Raw genomic sequence first — 19,868 nt, forward strand, 5'->3', positions numbered from 1 at the left:
GGCTACCGATCCGCGGGCTTTCCGCCGTTCTCCGTCGGGGATCGGTCCTCTGTCTCTGCTTCGGGACGGCCACCGTCCGCGACCGCGGGAGAGCGTGCGTTGCCGGACTGTTGGGCCGTCGTCTCCGTCTCGAACGAGCGCAACATTCCGAGCAGTTCGTCGGCGCGGTCCGCGACGGTCCCGATGTCCTCCGAGACGGTCTCGACGGTCTCGGTCTGTTGCTGAGTGGCCGCCGAGGCCTGCTCGGCCTCGTCGCGGGTCTGTTCGCTCACCGCGGTCAGATCGTCGACCACCTTGGCGACCTCTTCGGTCGTCTTCGCCTGCTCGCCGGTCGCGTCGGAGATCTCCTGCATCGAGTCGTCGACTTCGCCGACGACGGTGACGAGCTCCTCGAAGTCTCGGAGCGCCGCCGCGATCGTCGTCGTCGAGCTCGCTACCTGTTCGTCCATCGCTCTGACCTCGGTGACCGTCTCGTCGGCTTCCTCGCTCACCGACTCGACCAGCGTAGCGATCTCGTCGGCCGACGCGCGCGTTTCCTCGGCCAGGGCCTTCACCTCGTCGGCGACCACTGCGAACCCGTCGCCGGTTCCGTCGGCCCGTGCGGCCTCGATCGAGGCGTTCAGTGCCAGCATGTTCGTCTGCTCGGCGATCTCGGTGATCACGTCGACGATCTCCTCGACCGCGGCGATCTGCTCTCCGAGGTCCGCGACCGCGGTCGCGATGTGGTCGATCTTCGACTCCAGTTCGTCGAGTTCGTCCAGCGCCTCGATCGCGTCTTCTCGACCGTTCTCTCCGCGCTCTGCGGCGTCTCTGGCAGTCTGTGCGGCCTCGTCTGCCGTCGCTGCGATCTCTTCGACGGTCGCCGAGAGCTTGCTCATCTCCCGTGCCACGTCCTCGTGGCGCTCGGTCTGTCTGGTCGCGCCGGTCGAGATCTCGTCGACGGACGCCGCGATCTCCTCGCTCGCCCTGTCGACCTCGTTCATGTTCTCGTCGACGCGATCACTCGCCGTCGCGACCGACGCGGCGAAGTCGGTCACGTCACCGACCGTCTGGTCGAGGTTCGAGATCAGATCGTTGTAGTTGGTGACGACCTCGTCGAACACCGCCTCGTCGCCGTCGATCTCGTCGGCGTCGATTCGCGCCGTCAGATCTCCGGCCTCCGCTCGCTCGGCCGCCGCTCCGAACGTCTCGACGAGCCGCTGGAGATTCTCCGACCGTCGTTCGAGCCGGTCGGTCATCTGCTGGAGCTCGTCGGTGTACTGCTCCAGATTGTCCGCCATGTGATCGAGCGACTCGCCCATCTCTCCGGGCACTTCTTCGTCCAGTGCAGCCGCGTCGAACTCCTGGCGAGCGAGGGCGTCCGCCTGCCGGGAGACGGTGTCGAAGTAGCCGTGAACGCGCGAGAACGAGGACACGAGCGTCCCGATCTCGTCGGGCTGGTCGCTGTCCGGTACGTCGATGTCGACGGTCCCGCTGGCGATCGCGTCCGCGCGGTCTGCCAGCGTCGTGATGGGGCCGACGATGTCCTCTCTCGTGATGAAGATCGTGTTCACGAAGACGAGCACGGCACCGAGCAACAGAGCGATCGTCAGCGCGAACTGCGTGATCCCCGAGAGAAACAGCGAGACGACGACGAGCGTCAGCGAGACACCGAACTGAATCGCGACGGCAGCGATGATCTTTCGTTCCAGGGACTTGTCGACACCGACGAGTGTCAGCGACCTGCGTATCTGGCGCTTGTACCAACCGACGAGCGTCGAGAGCATAGGTGTGCGAGACATCGACCACGACGAAGGTCAAAGGATCGGGTCGTTCTCAATTATTGAAAACATCTCTTGGGATCGATTTACCGCCAGTCTCCGTGGTTTTCGCACGAAATTTGGATATTACAATCGATACTACCCGCCCAGACGCGCCGGGGCGTCGCCGGACCACGATGATCCAGCGAGCGGACGCTACTCGTGGGCGTAGCCCGGCGGAAGACTACTCTGCTCGAAACCATCCTGTCGTTCGATGTCGAGTCGATAGACGGAGATCTCGCCCTCGGTCACTGCCGCCTCGAACGCCGCCGGTCGCCACCCGTCGGATAGCTCGTCCCCGAGACTGTCCCACTCATCCTCTGGCACTCGCTCGATCGGCCCGCGGACGACGACACTGCGCCAGGAGAACGGCGACGGCGCATCGAAGACCAGGAAACTGGCCGCCGTCGCTCGCTCCGTTAGCGCCCGCTTCTCGCTGTGGTCGCCCGCAACGTACGTGAAGTACAGCGTTCCCTCGCCGTCGGAGCCGAACGACATCGGGAGCAGGTACGGTGGGCCGTCCGTCGGAAGTCCGAGGACGCCGACACCGCGACTCCGCAGAAACGCTCGAATCGATTCGTCGTCCATCGGTCGTACACCGAGTGATTCGAGGTCTGTCATACATCTCACAACTGTGGGTTCGTCGCTCTCTCCGATAAGTGAACTGTCGATTATTGCTCACCGATAATTGTGCGCTTCCGTGCGGTTTCACTCGCTCTGGCGACCGCCTGTCCACACCAGTAGTTCTCGTCGGCTGAGAACGCGGTGCTGTTTATATCCCGTATCAACGCCAACTCGCACATGTGAGGGAGAGATTATGGCAACCAACACGGCGAACCCACTGGCGACGGACTTCGAGCTCGAGTTAGACGGGCCGCTGACGAGCTACTGGCTGGCCCTGCTGCGGGTCATCACGGGCTGGTGGTTCTTCCACGCGGGCGTGACCAAGCTCGTCGAGGACGGGCTGGCCTACAGCTACGGGCCGATGTACATGCAGGAGATGACGGGCACGGCCCTGGGGCCGATCCCGGTCTGGATGGGCAACAACCTGGCGTGGTTGATCGCGCCCGGCGTCCCGCTGTTCGAGACGCTGATCGGGCTGGCGCTGATGGCCGGCCTGCTGACGCGGCTGGCGTCCATCGGCGGGGTCATCTTCATGACCCTGTTCTGGATCGGCAACGCCGAGTTCGGCCACGGCCTGGTCAACAGCGACCTGATGGGGCTGCTGTTGTTCCTGACCGTGATCGTGCTGGGCGCGGGCCGGTACTACGGCCTCGACGCCATCGTCGAGCAGACGAAGCTGGTGAAACGCCACCCGAAACTGCGCTATATCCTCGGCTAACGAGGTGACCGACAATGACTGACACCACAACGATCGTCGACCGCATCGCGCTGGGACTGAGCGGTGCCCTGTTCGTGCTGGGTATCGTCGTCATGGGCGTGCTGGAACTGCTGGCGGGCAAACCCTACAGCCCGACCGCGCTGACCAACGACGCCGGTGAAGTGATCGCGACGCCGCTGATCGACCCGACGCTGCGAACCGGGATCGTCATCGCCGCGCTGCTCGTGCTGGCCGTCTGGGGTGCCTACAAGCTCGTCACGCCGATGGCCACCGACGCCGCCGACCGCGCCGAGATGCCCGCCGACTGATACGGCCGGCTGTCGCCGTTTCGAGATATTCGCGACCGCGGGGTCGCGAAATGCTGTACAGACGGACAGCCGGCAGTATGGGTCTCCGCTTCGTTTCGCTGCCGTCGAACTGATTCCTCGCGACTGACAGCGCCGCTCTGACTGTGACCGCCGGCAGTGTCGCCGGACGGTAGACTCCACGGCGATGGTCTCGCTGGCCGCCTGAGAAGGGGAACGAACAGAGCGGTGGCTACTCCCCAGAGGGCCTGATCGTCGCCAGTACCCAGTCGTCGGGGGTCGCTCGGCGCACTTCGAAGGGGTCGAACGCCGCCCGTGGAGCGTCGGCCAGGCGGCCGAGGAAGTTCCCCACCGGCGTCGGGTCCCGGTCACTGACGAGGACGAACGGCTCGCCGCCGTCGAGCGCGGTGAATCGCTCGCGGACTCGGGCTTTCCGTTCTTCCGGCGCGAGGCCGCGGATGTCGACGGCGGCGTCCGGTACGTCGACCTCGCCGGCGGTCGCGATCGCGGCGTCGACTTCGCTGGCGAGATCGGCCACGGGCGCTGGCACGTCGCCGGGCGTCGGCGTCCCTTGCAGGTCGTGAGTGAAGGGGAGTTCGGCGAGGACCGCCGCGTCGAGGTCCCCGACCGCTTCCTCTGGGAAGAGGTCGTTTGGCTCGCCACAGCAGTCACAGACGTACTCGGCCATGTTGACGACGGTCCCGAGGACTGGCACGTCGTTGTCCCGGAACAGTTCGACGGTGCGACTCGTGTCGCTGACGCTGGCGTGGAACGGCGTGGTGACGACGACGACGCCGTCGACGGGAACTTCCTGGAGCGTCGTCAGCACTACGTCGCCGGTCCCCGGCGGGAGGTCGATCACGAGCACGTCGTCGTTGCGCCACGCGGTGTTCGTAAAGAGGTCGTCCAGCGCGTCGTGGGCCATCGCGCCTCGCCAGGCCAGCGGCGCGCCCGACTCCATCAGGCCGACGCTCATCACGTCCAGCCCGCCGACCGACACGGGGAGAGGATCGCCCTCCTCGCTGGACTGGACCGGTCCGCTCACGTCGAGCAGTTCCGGCACGTTCGGGCCGTGGATGTCGGCGTCGAACAGCGCCACGTCGTCGTCGGCCGCCAGCGCACAGGCGAGGTAGGTCGCCGTCGTCGACTTGCCGACGCCGCCCTTCGCGCTGGCGACGGCGATCACGTGGTCGAACTCCCGGACGCTCGCCCGGTCGTCACTGGAGGGTGTCGTCCGCTCGACGTGGACGCCTTCGACGCCGGCCACGTCGTCGACAGCGCGTAACATGGCCTGGACGACCTGATTCGCCGTGTCGCCGTCCAGTGCGGTCATGTCCGTTTCGATGGTCACGTCGGCGTCCTCGACGACGACGTTCTCGACGAAGCCGGCCTCGAACACGGAGAGGTCGGCCTGTGGGTCGCGAACCGCACGCAACGCCGCTTCGACGCGATCGGTCACGGTGTCTGTGTTCGTATCTGTCATCTTAGAGATCCGGCATCCTGTTGAGGCGGTCCTCGCCGGGCAACAGGCGACTGTCGTTTTCCAGCGCGCCGCCGAACTGGCGGCGGAAGCGACGCGGCTCGACTTCCAGGGCGCGCTCGGCCGTCTGGCGGACCACCGTCGCGGGATCGTCCGTCAGCTCCCGCAGGCGATCGCGGGCCCGGTCCTCGTCGACGCCCCCGAGCATGTGTGCGGCCCACTCGCGGACGCGCTCGCTGTCGTCGCGGCTCTGTTCGAGCAACAGGTCGGCCATCGCCTCGCCACGGAGCTTGAACAGCGAGATGGCCGCGTTCCGGCGGACGGCGTGGTGGTCGTCGTCGAGTGCCGTTTCGAGGTCGGACTCGTGGGCCTCGCGGTCGAGATTGTCGAGCGCCACGACGGCCTCCGATCGGACCCACGGGTCGGGATCGTCGAGCAGTTCGACCGCGACCGCTGCGGCCGCTTCGCCGGTCTCCGTCCCGGAACCGGCGTCGGTCCCGTGGGCGGTCAGTGCCTCGACGGCGAACTGGCGCACGTCGTCGTCCGGGTCGTTGGTCGCGGCGTAGGCCAGTCCCGCGACGATCGTCTCCGTCGTCGCCCGGTCTTTCAGCGCGAGCGCGGCCCGACGACGGTCGATCTCGCTGTCGGCCGCCAGATCGGCCAGTAGTTCACTGGGATCGTCGCCCTCCACCGGCTCGGTGTCGGCGGCCGCCAGCTCCGCGGGCGTCGCCTCGCCGATGGTAACGTCGGCACGGCTCACTTCGATGTCTTCGAGCGCGTCGATGTCGGCGTGGAGGCCGGGGCTCCGTTCGGGATCGAGCTGGGGGTCCGGCTCCTCTTCGAGGTGCTTCTCGAACTCGTCGTCGGTCATCGCTCCACCTCCAGCGAGAGCAGCGTGGCGATCCCGAGGGCGAACGGGACGGCCCGCGGGAGCGTCGCCGGCACGCCAGCGAAGGCGAGCAACGCGACGCCGGCAAGCAGGGCGAAGCGTTGCTCTCGGAGCGCCACGCTCGCCGCCGTCACCACGCCAGCGACGGCCAGCCCGACGACGACCAGCGACGTGCCCACGACGCCGCTGCCGACGAGGGTGGTCGCGCCCGCGACGAACGGATTCGCGAGGCCGACGGCCACTACGACGGCGAACGCGCCCGCGCCGACCCCGACCGCCCGCGGGCCAGCGCCAGCGAACAGTGGCGTCGCCGCGATGCCGAGCAGCGCGAGCGTCGAACCGATCGGTCTGAGTTCGGGCCAGCCGAAGCTGGCCGCGAGCGCGACTGCGACGGCCGCGACGAGCAACGCGGTCGCCGCGCCCGTCCAGACGGTGAGTCGGCGGCGGAAGCCGACCGCGACGACGCCGGTCCCCGTGGCGACGGCGACGGCCGCGGGCGTGGCGAGGCCGACGGCGGCCGCGAGCAGCCCGAACACGCCGACGAAGAGGAGACCGACGCCCGCGAGGGGGTCGTCCTCGCTCGCCCCGAGCCACAGTGCGACCAGTGCGGCCAGTCCCGTGGTCACGCCCGCGATCGGCTCCCGTGGGAGCGTCGCCGGTGCCGCCGGTGCGTTGACGAGGATCGCCGCAGCGAACCGCGCGCCGACTGCGAGCGCGACGACGGTGGTCGCGACGATTGCGACCGTCCGTCGCCCGAACGAGGCCGGACGCGCGACGGCGGGCCGCTCGATCTCGCTCGCGGTCATGCTCCCTCCAGCCGTGCCGCCAGGTCGTTTCGGTCCGCGCGGACGACTCGCTCCATGAACTGTCCGAGGCGGCCGTACACGCCGGTGCCGGGTTCGTCGGCGAGGCGATCGGCGACGCCGGCCGCGAGATGCCCGAGGTGGCGGTCGTGAAAGTCCAGCCGGGCGGCCGCTGCGCTCTCGTCGACGGCGGCCTCACGGCGGGCGAGAAACGCCGCGAACTCCAGTTCGTAGGCCAGCGCGTCGTGGTTGTCTCGATCGTCCTGATCGATCGCGAGCCCGTAGTAGTCGTAGGCCCGTGCCAGATCGAGGTTCACGTCGTTCCAGGACCGATCCGGCCGGTACTTCGACTCGTACAGCGGCACCGGCGGTCCCCGTGCGTCGAGCGAGCCGTCGGTCCGGTCCGTGTACTCGCTGTACCCCAGCTCGAAGATGTCGTTGTATCGGGCCGCCAGGGTCTCGTAGCCGTCGTCGGTCGTGCAGTCGGGAGCCGCCACGTCCAGCGTCGTCTGTGCGACACACGCCTCGATGTCGGCGTCGAGTGTCCCCTCCGTGGCGGCCTCGTGGAACGCCTCGTCGGGATGCCGGAAGGCGTGTGCCAGGGTCCGGTACAGCGTCGCTCGGGCCGCCGCGTCCACGTCGAGATCGTCGGGCGCGTCGGTGACGGTCGCCATCAGTTCGGCCCTCCTCCCGCTCGGTAGACGCCGAACGCGGTGACGGCAGTCACCGCGACGATCGCGAGTCCGGCCAGCGTCCACAGCAGCGTCTGGTAAGGCGGTCCGCCCGGCCCACCGCTCATCGGGAAGTAGTACCACTCGCTGACAGCCTTCTGTCCGGCGCGCTCGCCGTTGGAGCCGTTCCAGACCGCGAAGGCAACGTCGAGGTCGCCGTCGTCGCTGATCGCGGTCCGGTTCTCGCTGGTCGCGTCGAGGGGGCGCGAGTAGACGACGGTCCAGGTGGCGTTCTCGCCGGTCCCCTCGTGGGTGGCCGTCGCGTCGATCGCCGGCTCGTCGAACGGCGTCGTCGAGCCGGCACCGCCCGCCAGTAGCTCCTGGGTACCGGTGTCGCCGGACCAGTACCAGACGTTGACCCTGTTGTCCTGTCCGCCCATCGCGATTGGCGGGCGGGCGCTGCGGTTGGCCGGGAACTGCACGGCGACGGCGTCGGCGAACGCCCGCACGTCGCTGGCGCTCTCGTCTCTGGTCTGGTCGTGCCACTCCAGACGGACGAAGAGCCGGTCGTCGGTCGTCGCCGCCTGTACGTTCACCTCCTCTATCGTGGTGTCGTCGGCGTTTGGCACGCTCGACGGCGCGCTGGTCAGGGGCACGTCACTGGCGGGCACCGCCTCCCAGCCGTCGGCGTCGGGTCCGTCGAGTGGACCGTCGGGACGCTCGACCACGGGGATCTCGTGGGCCGGCCGCGCGCTCGCCAGCGGCGTCGCGACGGTCGAAACGACCACCAGCGTCGCCACGAGGACCGCCGCGACGAGGGCACGTCGATGCCGGCGGTCAGTCATCCTCGAACACCGGGCGACTTCGCGGTGTTCGTCTCCCGAGCTCGAAGATGACTGCCGTCGCTGTGCTTTGTCAGTCATCTTCGAACACCTCCAACCGGTACTGTTCGGCCGGATTCTTGTCCTGGAGGATCTCCATGAGTTCGCTGTCGGCTCCCTGTCTCGCCCGCTGGCGCTCCCGTTCGATCGTGTCCAGTGCCTCGTCGACGCGGTCGCCGAACAGCTCTCGAAGGTACTGGCGGGGGATACGGTCCACGTCGACCGACTCGCCCTCGTCGGTGTGCTGGGGCGGTGCGAACGGCGGGATGTAGTAGACGTTGGGCTGGGTCTGGAACTCCGGATGCAGCGGGAGCGCGACCTCGTACTCCTCGACGAGCTTGTAGATGGGTCCGTCTTCGTCGTCGAGAAAGCCCACCAGCCGGAGCTGAGGGGGACACTCCTCGGCACAGGCGGGCGCGAACGTCTCGCCGTCCGGCCCCTCGCCCTCGATGCGGGGGTAACAGAAGATGCACTTCTCCGATTTCTTCGAGACGGTGTTGTAGTACACCTTCTTGTAGGGGCACCCCTCGACGCAGTAGCGGTAGCCCCGACAGCGGTCCTGGTCGACGAGGACGATGCCGTCCTCCTCGCGCTTGTACAGCGCCGATCGCGGGCAGGCCTCGACACAGGAGGGGTGGGTACAGTGGTTGCAGATCCGCGGGAGGTAGAAGTAGTAGCTGTTGGGGTACTCGCCGGCACCCTCGTCCTCGTCCCAGTTGGGACCCCACTCCGCGCCGTCGCGGGGGCGCAGCGGCTCGTCGCTGCCCTCGTACATGATCTCTTCGTGGTTGAACTCCCAGGCCCGGCCGTAGTCCTCGCGATCGGGGATCTCGCCGGTCTGGCGGTCCGTGTGTTCCCCGGACTGCCAGCCGCCACCCGACTCCTCCCAGCCTCGCGGGTAGCCTTCGCCGGGCTTGGTCTCGACGTTGTTCCAGTACATGTACTCGCTGCCGCCGTCCTCCGTCCAGAGGCTCTTGCAGGCGATCGTACACGTCTGGCAGCCGATACACTTGTTGAGGTCCATCACCATCGCCACCTGGTGGTCGACGCCGTCGGCGACGTTGATCAGGGTGTCCTCGTCCTCGCCGTCGTTCTGGGTGTTCGAGCTCATTGGTCGTCACCTCCTGCGGGGCGCACACCGACAGACTCGCGCTGCTCGTCTCCCGAGCCCGACTGCCCGTCGGTCAGTCGGACGTCCACGTTCACGTCGCTGTTGACGCCGGTCGGACCCCAGTAGTTCGGGAAGAAGTAGAGGTGTTCGCCGGTGTCCTCGGGGTACTGGACCAGCTGCGTGGGCTTCATGTACATCGGGACGAGCGTGTTGAAGTTGTCTCGGCCCGGATACTGGAACTTCTCCCACGAGAAGAAGTGCCGGACCGTTCCGGGGTCACCCGACGGGTAGATCTTCGCCTGTACCTCGACGCTGCCCATGTCGTTGTACACCTCGACGGTGTCGCCGTCCTCGATCCCGCGCTCCTCGGCGTCCTCGGGATTGAGGAAGACCGTCGGTTCGCCCCGCTGGAGCCGGAGCATCTTCGTGTTCTCGCGCCACGTCGAGTGGATCGACCAGCGGCTGTGGGGCGTGTTGTAGGAGAGGGGGTAGTCGCCGCCGGTGTCCTGTGGCCCCTCCTTGTGCGTGGGCAACTCCTCGCCGAGTTCGAGGAACCAGTCGTGGTCGACGTAGTACTGCTGGCGGCCGGTGAAGGTGGGCCAGGGCTGTTTGTCCTGGACGTAGTCCTGCCAGGGGACGTACGGTGCTCCGTCCTCGATGTCGGAGGTCCAGTGATCCCCCGCCGCTTCGAGACGCTGGGGCTGCTCGACGGTGTCGGCGAACGTGATCTGCTCGTCGCTGTCTGCGGGGTTGGACTCCTCGCTGTGTTCGAGGACGAACTCGGAGGCCTCGCGGCCGTCTTCGAGGGCTCCCTCCTCGCCGGTCTCCCAGTCGCGCACGTAGTCGTCGTAGATCGTCGTCAGGTCGATCTCGCGGTCGAACGATCGGTCCTCGACCGGTTCGACCCCCCGTTCCTGGGCCCGCTCCTGGATCTTCTCGGCCAGCAGGCGGAAGATCTCCCAGTCAGACTTGGCCTCGCCCAGCGGCTCGACGGCGGGCGTGAACGGGTGGACGTACGTGTGCATGTCGGTCATGTTCAGGTCGTGCTTCTCGTAGTGGCTCGCCGCCGGGAGGACGATGTCGGAGTACATCGCCGTCGAGTCCATCCGGAAGTTGATGTCCACGACCAGATCCAGTTTCGGCCAGAGCTGTTCCTCGACGGCGACGTTGCCCTTGGCCTGGTTGAAGTAGTTGCCACGCCAGACGAACATCGTCGAGGGGTCCGGCCAGGACCCGTCCTCGCGCTCCTCGGGGTACACCGGCATCCAGCCCTCGTCGATGGACTCGCGGATCTTCTCGGCGGTGTCGGGATCGGTGTTGTCGAGGATGCCGGCGTGGAAGTAGGTCCACAGCGTCGTCGGCACGCCCCGCACGCTGCCGGTCGGGAACGAGAGCGTCTTCCAGCCGTGGAACGTCCAGATCTTCTCCTGGCCGACGTAGTGATCCAGCCCGGTGCCGGGTTCGCCGAGGTTCCCGGTCAGGGTCACGAGCAACTGGATCGCCCGGTTCCCCAGGTCGTTGTGGTACCAGTCGTTGACGCCCTTGCCGTGGATGATCTTGGCCGCGTCGGCGTCGGCGAACTCTCGGGCGACGCGCTGGTAGGTGTTCTCGCCGACCCCGGTCTCCTCGTGGACGAACGCGGGCGTGTACTGTGACAGTTCCTCACGGAGGTTCTCCCAGACCGACCGGACCGCCACCTCGCCGTCGTCGGTCTCGACGCTCCGCTCGACGCCCAGCTGGGGGTCGAAGTCGAGTTCGATGCTCGACTCGGGGTCGTGCTGGCCGTCGCGCTCGCCGAGCGAACCGGGCGCGGGCCGGAGCTCCCCGTCCTCGTCGACCATCACGAACACCTTGTCCGGGTCGTCGGCGTCCGCCGCGAGACCGACCTCGCCCGCCCGGAGGAACTTCCCGGTGTCTTCTCGCACGAGCAGCGGCATGTCGGTCTGCTCTTTGAGGTGGGACTCGTCGTACAGCTCCTCGTCGACGATCGTCTGGGCCATCCCGAGCGCGAGCGCGGTGTCGGTGCCACCCTCCGGCGCGAGCCACTCGTCGGTGTGGATCGCGGTCTGGGAGTAGTCGGTGAAGATCCCGACGCGTTTCGCTCCCTCGTAGCCGGCGTCGAGGAAGTACTTGGCGTCGGGGATACGGGTGACGTTGATGTTCGACCCCCAGGCGATGATGTAGTCGGCGTTGTGCCAGTCGGCGGACTCGGCGTTGTCCGTCTGGGTCCCCCAGGTGATCGGCTGACCCGGCGGCAGGTCGGAGTACCAGTCGTAGAAGCTGTGGGACACGCCGCCCAGCAGGTTCACGAGCCGGGAGCCGCTGGCGAACGACACGGGCGACATGGCCGGGATCGGCGTAAAGCCCGAGATTGCGTCGTACCGGCCCGCCTGCACCTCGTCGATGACGTGGTCGGCGATCTCCGTCAGTGCCTCGTCCCAGGAGATGCGCTCCCACTGGCCCTCGCCGCGTTCGCCGGTGCGGCGCAGCGGGTGGAGCACGCGCTGGTCGGCGTTGACGTAGTCCGTGTAGCAGGCCCCTTTCTGGCAGCCCCGCGGGTTGGGATCTGGGAGGTCCTCGTCGATCACGGGGTAGTCGCCGGCCTGTTCCTCGCGCCAGACCTGCCCGTCCTTGACGTAGACGTTCCACGAACAGGAGCCGGTGCAGTTGACGCTGTGGGTCGACCGCGCCACGGAGTCCCAGTCCCACTCCTCGCGGTAGAGGTCCTCCCACTCGCGGTAGGGGTACGATCCGATCGGATCGTCGACCGCCTGCAGCCCGTCCATCTCTTCGTCGGCGAACGACAGGCCGGTCGCGCCGACGATCGAGGCGGCCCCGAGGCCGCGGACGAAGTCGCGTCGGGTAATTCCGGAACTGTCCATCCACCGGTCGTCGTCGATGTCGTGTTCACTCATGAGTCAGAAACACCGTAAGCATCGCACAGAGAGCGCCGACGACGGCGAGCGCGAACCCGGTCGGCGTCGAGCCACCGGCTTCGAGGCCCAGCGCGACGAGGCCGAGCCCGAGCAGTTTGCTCGCCGTGTCCAGCAGTCGATACTGTCGCTCCGAGAGAGTGGCGGCGTCAGTCATCGTCGCCACCCCCGTCGGACGACCTCGCTGGTCCGCCGTCGGCCGCAACGTCTTCACCGTCCGTCTCCGGGGGCGTCGCGGGATCGTCCTCGCGCAACAGCAGGTACGTGGCGATCCCGAACAGCGTCGGCACGATCAGCAGCGCGGCCGCGAGGATCGGATTGACGACGCTGGTCGAGACGTCGAGCACCTGGTTCGCGAGGATGTTGTTCATCCCCGCGATGGAGGCGATCATGACGAACGCCACCGCCGCGACGCCGACGGCGGTCTGCCAGGGCCGGTCCAGCGGATCGGCGGTGAAGTGAACTTCCGGCGTCCGGTCGATAAAGGGCCAGGCCAGGATCGCCGCGAACACGAGGCCGGGCAGCACGATGCCACCGAGGAACTCGCTGTTGATGTGGATCGGGCCGAGGTCGATGGCGATGCCCGGAAGCAGCTTCAAGAAGCCGTAGACCCACATCAGGAACCAGTCCGGCATGATGAGCTCCGGCGTCGCTGCGGGGTCGTTGGGGCCGTACTCGGCGACGTTGTGGACCGGGAGCAGGCCGGCCAGCAGCGACAGCGTCGCGGCCGTCAGGAAGAACACGACCGCCGACACCGCGGCCTGGTTGGGGACCGCCGGGAGCCCGACGATCACGTCGTCGTTCTCCCGGTCGATCGCCTCGCGGCCGGTCTCGACGTCGTCTTCGCGGGGTGCCTCGGTGTGTTTCTGGCGAACCAGGATGAACATGTGCAGGGCCAGCCCCCCCATGATCAGCAGGGGGATCACGAGCACGTGCAGGAAGTACAGCCGCGGGATCGTCGCGCTCGTGGGGAACTCGCCCCCGAAGACGATCTCGGCGAGGAAGTCACCGACCAGCGGCACCGAGACCGTGAGATTGTACCCGATCCCCGTCGCCGTCGCGGCGAACTCGTCGAACGGCAGCGCGTAGCCGGTGTAGGCCGCCCCCATCGCCAGCACGGCCAGCCCGGTGCCGACGACCCAGTTCGGTTCCCGGGGGTTCCGGTAGGCCCCGGTGAAGAACACCCGGAGCATGTGGAGCCCGATCGAGGCCACGAACAGGTGGGCCGCCCAGTGGTGGAGCCGCCGGATGAACATCCCGAACGGGACGGTGTAGGTGATGTGCAGCACCGAGACGAACGCTTCTGGCATCTCCTCGCCCTGGAACTGGGCGACGCTGCCGTCGTACTGGACGGCGCTGGTCGACGGCTCGTAGAAGAAGCCGAGGAACACGCCGGTCAGGATCAAGAGGAGGAAACAGAAGACCGCGACCTCCCCCAGCAGGAACGAGTCCTCGGCCGGGAACGCCTTCCCGAGGAACGTCTGGCCGTTCTCCAGGTCGAGTCGGCTGTCGAACCAGTCGTAGACCTGCTTCGCTCGGGACATCATTCACCTCCGGGACCGACGGTCCCTTCGAAGTCTCCGGTCGCGACGAGTTCCCCCTCGCTGGTCATCGTGATCGGGAGCTGTGGCAGCGCTCGTCCCGGCGGCCCGTCGGTCACCGCGGCACCCGACAGCGGATCGAACTTCCCGAAGTGACACGGGCAGACGAGCGCGTTCCCCTCTCGGTTCGAGACCATACAGCCCGCGTGCGTACAGACTTTCGAGTAGGCGGCGTAGCCGTCGACGGTGAAGGCCATGTTCGTGTCGCCGCCGTAGTCGTCCTCCGAGAAGCGCACCAGCAGCGTCGGAGCGTCCTCGATCCCCGGTCGCGGCTCGGGGAACACCGTCATCTGCTCGCCCGCCGACAGCGCGCTCTCGGTGACGCGGTTGCCGTCCCCGTCGACGAGGTTGATCCCGTCGGAGTAGATCGGGCCGCTGTACCCGCGCTCGAACACCTGTGTCAGGCCCGCCAGCGGCGCGGCGAGGCTCGCGACGGCAGTCAGCCCGCCGGTCGTCGCGAGGACCTTCGCGAAGTCACGCCGCTGGAGCTGTGCGCGGTCGTCGGTGAAGATGCTCGGCTGGCTCGCGCTCCCAGCACACGGACACTGTTCGTCGTCTCCGTCGTCGTCCGGTTTCGGGTAGTCCATCATTCGTGCCCCCTGTGTTCTGCGACTTCGATGTGTGGCATGAACCAGGCGTAGTAGGCGACCGTCGACAGCGCCAGCGAGAGGAACATACCGGCGGCGTAGACGCCGAAGTACTGCGTTCGAGCCAGCGTCAGGTACTCGCCGGTAAACAGCGCGGCGAACACGATCGCGAGGACGGTCAGCCCGCCCATCGCGACCAGTCCCTCGATGGCGTCGGTCGCGTCGTGGTACTCGACGATCCAGCGCTCGTCGGTTTCGAGCCACGGTAACGACACCGTCCCGCCGTCCGCGACCGCCTCGGCGTCGTCCGGGGGTCGCACGGCGTCGTTCATGAACCGGTGGACGGCCATCAGCGCCCCCAGCAGTCCGAACAGTCCGACCCAGACGATCACGCCGACCTGACTGGGCGACAGCTTGTTCGGCGTGTCGACGAAACCATCGAGGGGACGGATGTCGGTGACGCTCTCGTCGATCGCGATCTCCTCCGACGGCGGCTCACCGTGTAGCGAGACGTACCACATCGGGAGCAACACCGCGGCGATCAACAGCACGATCAGGGTCGTGTTGCGTCTCATCGTCGTCGCCTCGCCCCTCCCGTATCCGCGGTTATTCGCCGCCGATGGACGCGCTGTACACGAGTTGCCGGTGGCTGTGCTAGTCCTTCCTCAGACCCACCATCAGGCACAGATACTGGTTGTGCAGTGCCACGTCTCTCCATACTCGCGCCTGGGTAGCTGATGCGTATAAACCGACACCGCACTTCCTGTGGCCGAGGAACGAGCGCGAATCTATTCGGGTCGCCTTTTTAATGTTCTCTCGTGGGGATCGTCGTCGCCATCACACCGGACCGTCGCGGTCGGGATCGGGTGACGGATCGTCGGGCGCTCCCTCCTCCATCGCGACCCGCATCTGGCCGCTGGTGTCGTCGAAGTGCAGATGCGAGTGGGGGTAGGCGATCTCCACGTCGGCGTCTTCCAGCGCGGCCCAGACGTTCGTCTGGACTTTCGAGCGGGTCGCGAGCAGCTTGTAGGGCTCGTCGACCCAGTATCGCAGCGTGAGCTGGACGCCGTGGTCGGCGAAGCTGTTGATGTAACACGTCGGCGCGGCGGGGTATCTGGCCGCACCGACGCGGATGTCCGGCCCGCCCTCGATGACGGCGTCGACCTGTCGGGCCGAGCGCTCGACGATCCGCCTGGCCTCGTCGAGGTCGCCCTCGTAGGTCACCGTGATGTCGAGTCGCAGGCGCGTTCGGGGGTCCTCTGCGGAGTAGTTGACCACGTCTCGCTCCCGGATCGTCCCGTTCGGAATGACGATGAACGTGTTGTCGAGAGTGAATATCTTCGTGTATCGGAGCGTGATGTCCTCGACGAAGCCCCGCGTATCGGTGTCGGAGAGCTCGATCATGTCACCGATCTCGTAGGGCTGGTCCGCGAGCAGGAAGACGCCGCTGACGATCGAACCGACGACCGGAGCGATCACCACACCGACCACGGCAGAGAACACGGCGACCGACAGCGAGATGTCGCTCAGCTTGAGCCCGTAGATACGGAGGATCGACAGGAGAGCGATCAGGAACACCGCGCCCCGGATCCCTCTGATCGCGGTCCGGGTCAGACTCGGCCGCTGGAACCGACGCGCGATGCGCCGACCGAACACGAGCACGACGAGCCGCGAGGCGAAGTACGCCACCGCGAGAACCACGACCACCGCACCCAGATCCAGTATCCAGTCGGGCACGCCCGGAAACATCCCGTAGGGCACCGGCGATTCGAGCGTCCCGGTCGGCGACGCTGTCGGCGTCGCTGTCCCGCTCTGGGCCCCCGAGACGCCACCCGTCGTCATGCTCGTCCAATCCGCGTCTCCGGATAAAAGGGTTGCGTAGCGCCCGACCACGGCAGGCGTTATCGCGGTACAACACCGTACTACAGGAACAATTAAACAATTAGCCAACAGGTACTTGACCGTCCACCAGCTAGGCACAGTCGATGACCAGTATCGACTCACGCTGCACTGCAGCGAGTGCAGAGGCACCGCCACCGACGACCGGTCGCCGGAAGTCGTTGCTCTTCTGTCCGACCTGCGAATTCGAGAGTTCCGCCGACGGAAACTGGATCGTCCGCGCCACGGCCGACGAGCGCGAACTCGTCTGCCCGGACTGCCGTTCGACGGTCGCGACGCGGTAGTTCGTCTCGTTTTGCCGGGCGTCTACAGTGACGACCGAAGTGATTCACACCCGTCGCACTCTCCTGGGATCGGAGTTCACTGACTGTCACCGACGACTGTGACCGATCTCTCCGACCCGGGTGGTGACGCCCCCTGCGAACTGACGGCCGTCGGCATCACTCGTCGTATTCCACGACGCGTTCGTCCGTGACGACGTTGTCGAGGAGACGCGTCGGCGTCGCGTCGTAGGCCGGGTTCTCGATCGAGAACCCTTCCGCCGGCTCTCGCATCACCTCCGAGACCGACCGGAACTCGTTTTCGAACGCGAAGCCGCCGTCGATCAGTTTCGACTCCGATCCGACGACGGTCACTGGAACGCCCTGATCGGCGGCGGCCGCCGCGATCGGGTACGTCCCGACGCGGTTGTACAGCGTGTCGTCGACGATGCAGTCCATGCCCACGAGTACGTGATCACACTCCGAGAGATAGTGGCCGGCGGCGCTGTCGACGATCAGGCGCACGTCGACGCCGTCGATCCCCGCCATCGATCGAGCCAGCTTGCGACCGAGATATCGGGGGCGTGCTTCCGTGACGTACACCGTCATGTCGACTTCCCCGTCGGCGGTCTCGATCGCACGCTCGATACTCTCGATCACGGTCGCGGAGTAGTCGTGCGTGAGGAGCGTCGCCGTGGGATCGAGGCGGTCGCCACACCGCTTTGCGGCCCGTTCTTTGCCGGCCTCGACCTGCTCGACGACGGCCTGAATCGCGGCTTCGGTCTCGGCTTTCGCGTCCGCGACGCTATCGAGGTCCGCCCCGGAGACGCGCTCGACGATCGCCCGCTGGGTCGTGTGCAACGACGCGTGCGACGGGTTCGCGCGTCGAAGTGCGCTGCTGTTTCGCTCCAGCGCCCGGACGTACTCCTCGGTGGTCGGGAACTCGCGGTCGGCGAGTGCCGACAGCGCTCTCGCTGCTTTCACGGCGACGACGGAGGAGCTGTGGGTCTGCATCTCGGAAATCTCCTCGACGGTCTCGTCGATCATACTCGTGGCTCGGACCCCCGCCACCAAGGGCTTTCCCCATCGCCGAATCATATTTAACTGCGGACGCGCACCATCCACTGGCTATGGTGTCGATCGGGTCGCCGCTGGACGAGCGAGCGATCTCCGAGAGCACGAGCGTCGCGATTCTGGTCGGCATCACCGTCGTCGTGACCGCCTCGGTCGGACTGAACGTCCTCGTGGCAGACAGCCAGGAGACCGGCCCGCCGTCGGCGAACTTCACCTACGATCACGTCGAGCAGAGCAACACGCTCATCGTGACCCACGACCGCGGCGACGAACTCGAAGCCGGAAAGATCCACTTCGTCGGTGCCGACCAGGACACGACCTGGGCGGCAGCGGCGGGGACCAACGAGACGACGACCGTCGGTCCGGGCGACATCGTCCAGCTCAGCGAGAACAACGCCTTCGGCACGCCGGTGACAGCTTCGACACAGATCGAGGTGCAGTACGTCTACGAGGGCAACCGGACCACGCTCGACCAGTGGCCGTCGGAGCAATGACTCGATTCCGTCTCCAGCACTAGCTCGCCGACACCGTCTCAGCGTCGCCCGCCGGCTCCTCGCCGAGCAGCCGGTCCAGCGACAGCGGGCCGCTCCCGAGGGTTACCAGTGCCGACGCCATCCCGAACAGCGTGACGTGTGCCAGCACGGGATCTTGCGGCAGGCCGAACAGCGTCGTCGTGAAGAGCAGGAATGCGACCCCGGCGCTGGCTCGCGTCAGCAGGCCGACGATCAGCGCGAGTCCGACGACGGCCTCGGTCACGCCCGCTCCGAGCACCCAGAGGCCGGGATCGACCGGGACGACGGCCGTGAGGTCGTACTTCTCGACCACTGCGAGCGATCGCGCCGGATCGCCGAGCTTCTGCGTGACGCCGAGGAAGACGAAAGAGACGCCCAGGCCGACGCGTAGCACCGTCGGGACGTACCGGCGGTACGGGGCCGTCAGCTCGTCGAGCCAGGCTTTCAGCAGGTGGACCCGGTCGACGCGCCCGTAGATCGATCCCTCCGTCGAGGCGATGTCCAGCAGGATGTCGTCGGCGCTGGGGCGACCGCCGCCGAGGACGAACAGCGCGACGAAACCGGGGACGTACTCCAGTGCCAGCAGCGCGTCGGGACTGACGGCCAGTGCCAGCACGTACAGTCCCATCCCGAAGGTGGTCACGATTCGCGTGCCGAGACCGAAGAGCAGGCAGAACCCGACGCCGATCAGCGCGAGGCGCAAGAGCGGGTTCGCGGTGGGATCGAACGACACCGTCGGTGCGAACAGGTACCCCTGAAAGCCCGCACCGACCAGCGGGAGCCCCAGGCTCAGGCGCAACATCCACGGGATCAGGTCCTCGTAGGTCGCGAGTTTGGCGCGGAGAATCTCGATATCGAGGACACGAGGCCGGTACCGCAGGTACAACGCCAGTCCGGTGACGGCGACGGCACCGCTGCCGACGAACAGCGCTGCGTTGACCGGCACCGCCAGTGTCTCGCGAACGAACGCAATCGCGTCGACCGCATCACCGGTCGGATCGGTCACGTAGTCGACGTGCGCAGCGGCCGGTCGAGCGATGGCCGCGAGCCCGACGAGTGCGAGTGCCACACGAGAGACCTTCGAGAACGTCATACACGCTGTTAGGGCCGGCGACGCCTAACCTTGCCCCCGACGACACGGCCGAGTCCTGTGGTCCCGGTGTCAAAAACCCGACCGGTAAAATTATACTTTCCTGGAGGCTATTGGGGACAGTGAGCGTCAACGTCGAATCGCGGGTCGTCGATCGCGGGAACGACGATCACGTCGATGCCGCCTGGAAGCTCAAAGAGCGGATCCGGGAGCGTGAGGGCGTCCTCAGACAGCGACACGGATTCTTCAGCGACGCCTACCGACGATCTCGGGTCTACCTCTACGTCGACGGCTCCCGAAACCGCCTCATCGGCTTCGCGGCCGTCCGCAGTGACGGCTACATCCTCTTTCTGGCCGTCGACGAGGAGTACCGCGGCCACGGGTTCGGCAAGCGACTCATCGCTCGCGTCTCGGAGGACTACGGGAGCGTTACGTGTCACGCGCGTGCGACCAATCAGGCGGCGATCTCGTTCTACGAACACCTCGGGTTCGAACGCCGACGCGAGATCGACAACTACTACGAGGACGGCGGCGACGCCTACTACCTCAAGCTCGGTGACGCTTCGATCCGCGAGAAGCTCTCGAATCTCCTGCGCGGGTGAGCGTCACGCCAGGCGGCTGTGACGGGGTC

General features: G+C 67.0%; 21 protein-coding genes. 5 read left to right on the plus strand and 16 right to left on the minus strand.

Annotated features, from left to right (window positions below; genetic code table 11):
* Positions 1 to 2: 2 nt before the first annotated feature.
* Both HMUK_RS11875 and HMUK_RS11880 read right to left on the minus strand, forming a co-directional pair.
* Positions 3 to 1,766 (minus strand): methyl-accepting chemotaxis protein, encoded by a 1,764-nt coding sequence (locus HMUK_RS11875; RefSeq protein ID WP_049940832.1) that lies wholly within the window; start codon positions 1,764 to 1,766, stop codon positions 3 to 5.
* A 189-nt stretch (positions 1,767 to 1,955) separates the two neighbouring features.
* Positions 1,956 to 2,387 (minus strand): pyridoxamine 5'-phosphate oxidase family protein, encoded by a 432-nt coding sequence (locus tag HMUK_RS11880; protein ID WP_126967104.1) that lies wholly within the window; start codon positions 2,385 to 2,387, stop codon positions 1,956 to 1,958.
* 229 nt (positions 2,388 to 2,616) lie between these two features.
* On the opposite strand from HMUK_RS11880, the gene HMUK_RS11885 reads away from it, so the two are divergent.
* Together HMUK_RS11885 and HMUK_RS11890 are read left to right on the plus strand one after the other, a co-directional pair.
* A complete protein-coding gene (locus HMUK_RS11885; RefSeq protein ID WP_015763412.1) occupies positions 2,617 to 3,141 on the plus strand; it encodes a DoxX family protein in 525 nt (174 codons plus the stop codon).
* A 14-nt stretch (positions 3,142 to 3,155) separates the two neighbouring features.
* Positions 3,156 to 3,449: a hypothetical protein gene (locus tag HMUK_RS11890; protein WP_015763413.1), complete on the plus strand. Its 294-nt coding sequence runs from the start codon at positions 3,156 to 3,158 to the stop codon at positions 3,447 to 3,449.
* Positions 3,450 to 3,678: 229 nt separating this feature from the next.
* Here HMUK_RS11890 and HMUK_RS11895 read toward each other — a convergent pair whose 3' ends face one another.
* From HMUK_RS11895 to HMUK_RS11950, 12 genes are all read right to left on the minus strand, one after another.
* Positions 3,679 to 4,929: a P-loop NTPase gene (locus HMUK_RS11895; protein WP_015763414.1), complete on the minus strand. Its 1,251-nt coding sequence runs from the start codon at positions 4,927 to 4,929 to the stop codon at positions 3,679 to 3,681.
* Position 4,930: 1 nt separating this feature from the next.
* The gene (locus HMUK_RS11900) at positions 4,931 to 5,797 is read right to left on the minus strand and encodes a HEAT repeat domain-containing protein (protein WP_015763415.1); all 867 of its coding nucleotides are present in this window, start codon (positions 5,795 to 5,797) and stop codon (positions 4,931 to 4,933) included.
* Entirely contained in the window at positions 5,794 to 6,621 is an 828-nt protein-coding gene (locus HMUK_RS11905) for a hypothetical protein (RefSeq protein WP_015763416.1), read from the minus strand. The genes HMUK_RS11900 and HMUK_RS11905 overlap by 4 nt, the downstream gene beginning before the upstream one ends.
* Complete coding sequence (locus HMUK_RS11910; RefSeq protein ID WP_015763417.1) at positions 6,618 to 7,292, minus strand: molecular chaperone TorD family protein; 675 nt, start codon at positions 7,290 to 7,292, stop codon at positions 6,618 to 6,620. The genes HMUK_RS11905 and HMUK_RS11910 overlap by 4 nt, the downstream gene beginning before the upstream one ends.
* Positions 7,292 to 8,134: an ethylbenzene dehydrogenase-related protein gene (locus HMUK_RS11915; protein WP_049940833.1), complete on the minus strand. Its 843-nt coding sequence runs from the start codon at positions 8,132 to 8,134 to the stop codon at positions 7,292 to 7,294. The genes HMUK_RS11910 and HMUK_RS11915 overlap by 1 nt, the downstream gene beginning before the upstream one ends.
* A gap of 70 nt (positions 8,135 to 8,204) precedes the next feature.
* A complete protein-coding gene (gene narH / locus HMUK_RS11920) occupies positions 8,205 to 9,281 on the minus strand; it encodes a nitrate reductase subunit beta (protein ID WP_015763419.1) in 1,077 nt (358 codons plus the stop codon).
* A complete protein-coding gene (gene narG, locus HMUK_RS11925) occupies positions 9,278 to 12,196 on the minus strand; it encodes a nitrate reductase subunit alpha (RefSeq protein WP_015763420.1) in 2,919 nt (972 codons plus the stop codon). The genes narH and narG overlap by 4 nt, the downstream gene beginning before the upstream one ends.
* On the minus strand, positions 12,189 to 12,371 hold the full coding sequence (locus tag HMUK_RS11930) for a hypothetical protein (RefSeq protein ID WP_015763421.1): 183 nt from the start codon (positions 12,369 to 12,371) through the stop codon (positions 12,189 to 12,191). The genes narG and HMUK_RS11930 overlap by 8 nt, the downstream gene beginning before the upstream one ends.
* Positions 12,364 to 13,758, minus strand: coding sequence for a cytochrome b (locus HMUK_RS11935; RefSeq protein WP_015763422.1), 1,395 nt, complete (start codon positions 13,756 to 13,758; stop codon positions 12,364 to 12,366). The genes HMUK_RS11930 and HMUK_RS11935 overlap by 8 nt, the downstream gene beginning before the upstream one ends.
* Entirely contained in the window at positions 13,758 to 14,405 is a 648-nt protein-coding gene (locus HMUK_RS11940; RefSeq protein WP_015763423.1) for a QcrA and Rieske domain-containing protein, read from the minus strand. The genes HMUK_RS11935 and HMUK_RS11940 overlap by 1 nt, the downstream gene beginning before the upstream one ends.
* Entirely contained in the window at positions 14,402 to 14,977 is a 576-nt protein-coding gene (locus HMUK_RS11945; protein WP_015763424.1) for a hypothetical protein, read from the minus strand. The genes HMUK_RS11940 and HMUK_RS11945 overlap by 4 nt, the downstream gene beginning before the upstream one ends.
* Positions 14,978 to 15,239: 262 nt before the next feature.
* Positions 15,240 to 16,244: a mechanosensitive ion channel family protein gene (locus tag HMUK_RS11950; protein WP_015763425.1), complete on the minus strand. Its 1,005-nt coding sequence runs from the start codon at positions 16,242 to 16,244 to the stop codon at positions 15,240 to 15,242.
* 143 nt (positions 16,245 to 16,387) lie between these two features.
* On the opposite strand from HMUK_RS11950, the gene HMUK_RS16815 reads away from it, so the two are divergent.
* Positions 16,388 to 16,585 carry a hypothetical protein gene (locus HMUK_RS16815; RefSeq protein WP_015763426.1) on the plus strand — a complete coding sequence of 66 codons (198 nt, stop codon included), beginning with the start codon at positions 16,388 to 16,390 and terminating at the stop codon, positions 16,583 to 16,585.
* Between the two features lie 156 nt (positions 16,586 to 16,741).
* On the opposite strand, the gene HMUK_RS11955 is transcribed toward HMUK_RS16815, so the two are convergent.
* Positions 16,742 to 17,608 carry a translation initiation factor eIF-2B gene (locus tag HMUK_RS11955; RefSeq protein ID WP_015763427.1) on the minus strand — a complete coding sequence of 289 codons (867 nt, stop codon included), beginning with the start codon at positions 17,606 to 17,608 and terminating at the stop codon, positions 16,742 to 16,744.
* An 83-nt stretch (positions 17,609 to 17,691) separates the two neighbouring features.
* Here HMUK_RS11955 and HMUK_RS11960 point away from each other — a divergent pair, with 83 nt between their 5' ends.
* Entirely contained in the window at positions 17,692 to 18,129 is a 438-nt protein-coding gene (locus HMUK_RS11960; protein WP_015763428.1) for a type IV pilin, read from the plus strand.
* Between the two features lie 19 nt (positions 18,130 to 18,148).
* Here HMUK_RS11960 and HMUK_RS11965 read toward each other — a convergent pair whose 3' ends face one another.
* Positions 18,149 to 19,240 carry a DoxX family protein gene (locus HMUK_RS11965; RefSeq protein WP_015763429.1) on the minus strand — a complete coding sequence of 364 codons (1,092 nt, stop codon included), beginning with the start codon at positions 19,238 to 19,240 and terminating at the stop codon, positions 18,149 to 18,151.
* Between the two features lie 119 nt (positions 19,241 to 19,359).
* Here HMUK_RS11965 and HMUK_RS11970 point away from each other — a divergent pair, with 119 nt between their 5' ends.
* Positions 19,360 to 19,839: a GNAT family N-acetyltransferase gene (locus HMUK_RS11970; protein WP_015763430.1), complete on the plus strand. Its 480-nt coding sequence runs from the start codon at positions 19,360 to 19,362 to the stop codon at positions 19,837 to 19,839.
* Positions 19,840 to 19,868: the final 29 nt, after the last annotated feature.

This window comes from Halomicrobium mukohataei DSM 12286 (assembly GCF_000023965.1).
Taxonomy (GTDB): Archaea; Halobacteriota; Halobacteria; order Halobacteriales; family Haloarculaceae; genus Halomicrobium; species Halomicrobium mukohataei.

Excerpts from the sequence above, each read along its gene's own strand:
- HMUK_RS11875 (WP_049940832.1), bottom strand. The coding sequence starts at position 1,766 with ATGCTCTCGACGCTCGTCGGTTGGTACAAGCGCCAGATACGCAGGTCG.
- HMUK_RS11880 (WP_126967104.1), bottom strand. The coding sequence starts at position 2,387 with ATGGACGACGAATCGATTCGAGCGTTTCTGCGGAGTCGCGGTGTCGGC.
- HMUK_RS11885 (WP_015763412.1), top strand. The coding sequence starts at position 2,617 with ATGGCAACCAACACGGCGAACCCACTGGCGACGGACTTCGAGCTCGAG.
- HMUK_RS11890 (WP_015763413.1), top strand. The coding sequence starts at position 3,156 with ATGACTGACACCACAACGATCGTCGACCGCATCGCGCTGGGACTGAGC.
- HMUK_RS11895 (WP_015763414.1), bottom strand. The coding sequence starts at position 4,929 with ATGACAGATACGAACACAGACACCGTGACCGATCGCGTCGAAGCGGCG.
- HMUK_RS11900 (WP_015763415.1), bottom strand. The coding sequence starts at position 5,797 with ATGACCGACGACGAGTTCGAGAAGCACCTCGAAGAGGAGCCGGACCCC.
- HMUK_RS11905 (WP_015763416.1), bottom strand. The coding sequence starts at position 6,621 with ATGACCGCGAGCGAGATCGAGCGGCCCGCCGTCGCGCGTCCGGCCTCG.
- HMUK_RS11910 (WP_015763417.1), bottom strand. The coding sequence starts at position 7,292 with ATGGCGACCGTCACCGACGCGCCCGACGATCTCGACGTGGACGCGGCG.
- HMUK_RS11915 (WP_049940833.1), bottom strand. The coding sequence starts at position 8,134 with ATGACTGACCGCCGGCATCGACGTGCCCTCGTCGCGGCGGTCCTCGTG.
- narH (WP_015763419.1), bottom strand. The coding sequence starts at position 9,281 with ATGAGCTCGAACACCCAGAACGACGGCGAGGACGAGGACACCCTGATC.
- narG (WP_015763420.1), bottom strand. The coding sequence starts at position 12,196 with ATGAGTGAACACGACATCGACGACGACCGGTGGATGGACAGTTCCGGA.
- HMUK_RS11930 (WP_015763421.1), bottom strand. The coding sequence starts at position 12,371 with ATGACTGACGCCGCCACTCTCTCGGAGCGACAGTATCGACTGCTGGAC.
- HMUK_RS11935 (WP_015763422.1), bottom strand. The coding sequence starts at position 13,758 with ATGTCCCGAGCGAAGCAGGTCTACGACTGGTTCGACAGCCGACTCGAC.
- HMUK_RS11940 (WP_015763423.1), bottom strand. The coding sequence starts at position 14,405 with ATGATGGACTACCCGAAACCGGACGACGACGGAGACGACGAACAGTGT.
- HMUK_RS11945 (WP_015763424.1), bottom strand. The coding sequence starts at position 14,977 with ATGAGACGCAACACGACCCTGATCGTGCTGTTGATCGCCGCGGTGTTG.
- HMUK_RS11950 (WP_015763425.1), bottom strand. The coding sequence starts at position 16,244 with ATGACGACGGGTGGCGTCTCGGGGGCCCAGAGCGGGACAGCGACGCCG.
- HMUK_RS16815 (WP_015763426.1), top strand. The coding sequence starts at position 16,388 with ATGACCAGTATCGACTCACGCTGCACTGCAGCGAGTGCAGAGGCACCG.
- HMUK_RS11955 (WP_015763427.1), bottom strand. The coding sequence starts at position 17,608 with ATGATCGACGAGACCGTCGAGGAGATTTCCGAGATGCAGACCCACAGC.
- HMUK_RS11960 (WP_015763428.1), top strand. The coding sequence starts at position 17,692 with ATGGTGTCGATCGGGTCGCCGCTGGACGAGCGAGCGATCTCCGAGAGC.
- HMUK_RS11965 (WP_015763429.1), bottom strand. The coding sequence starts at position 19,240 with ATGACGTTCTCGAAGGTCTCTCGTGTGGCACTCGCACTCGTCGGGCTC.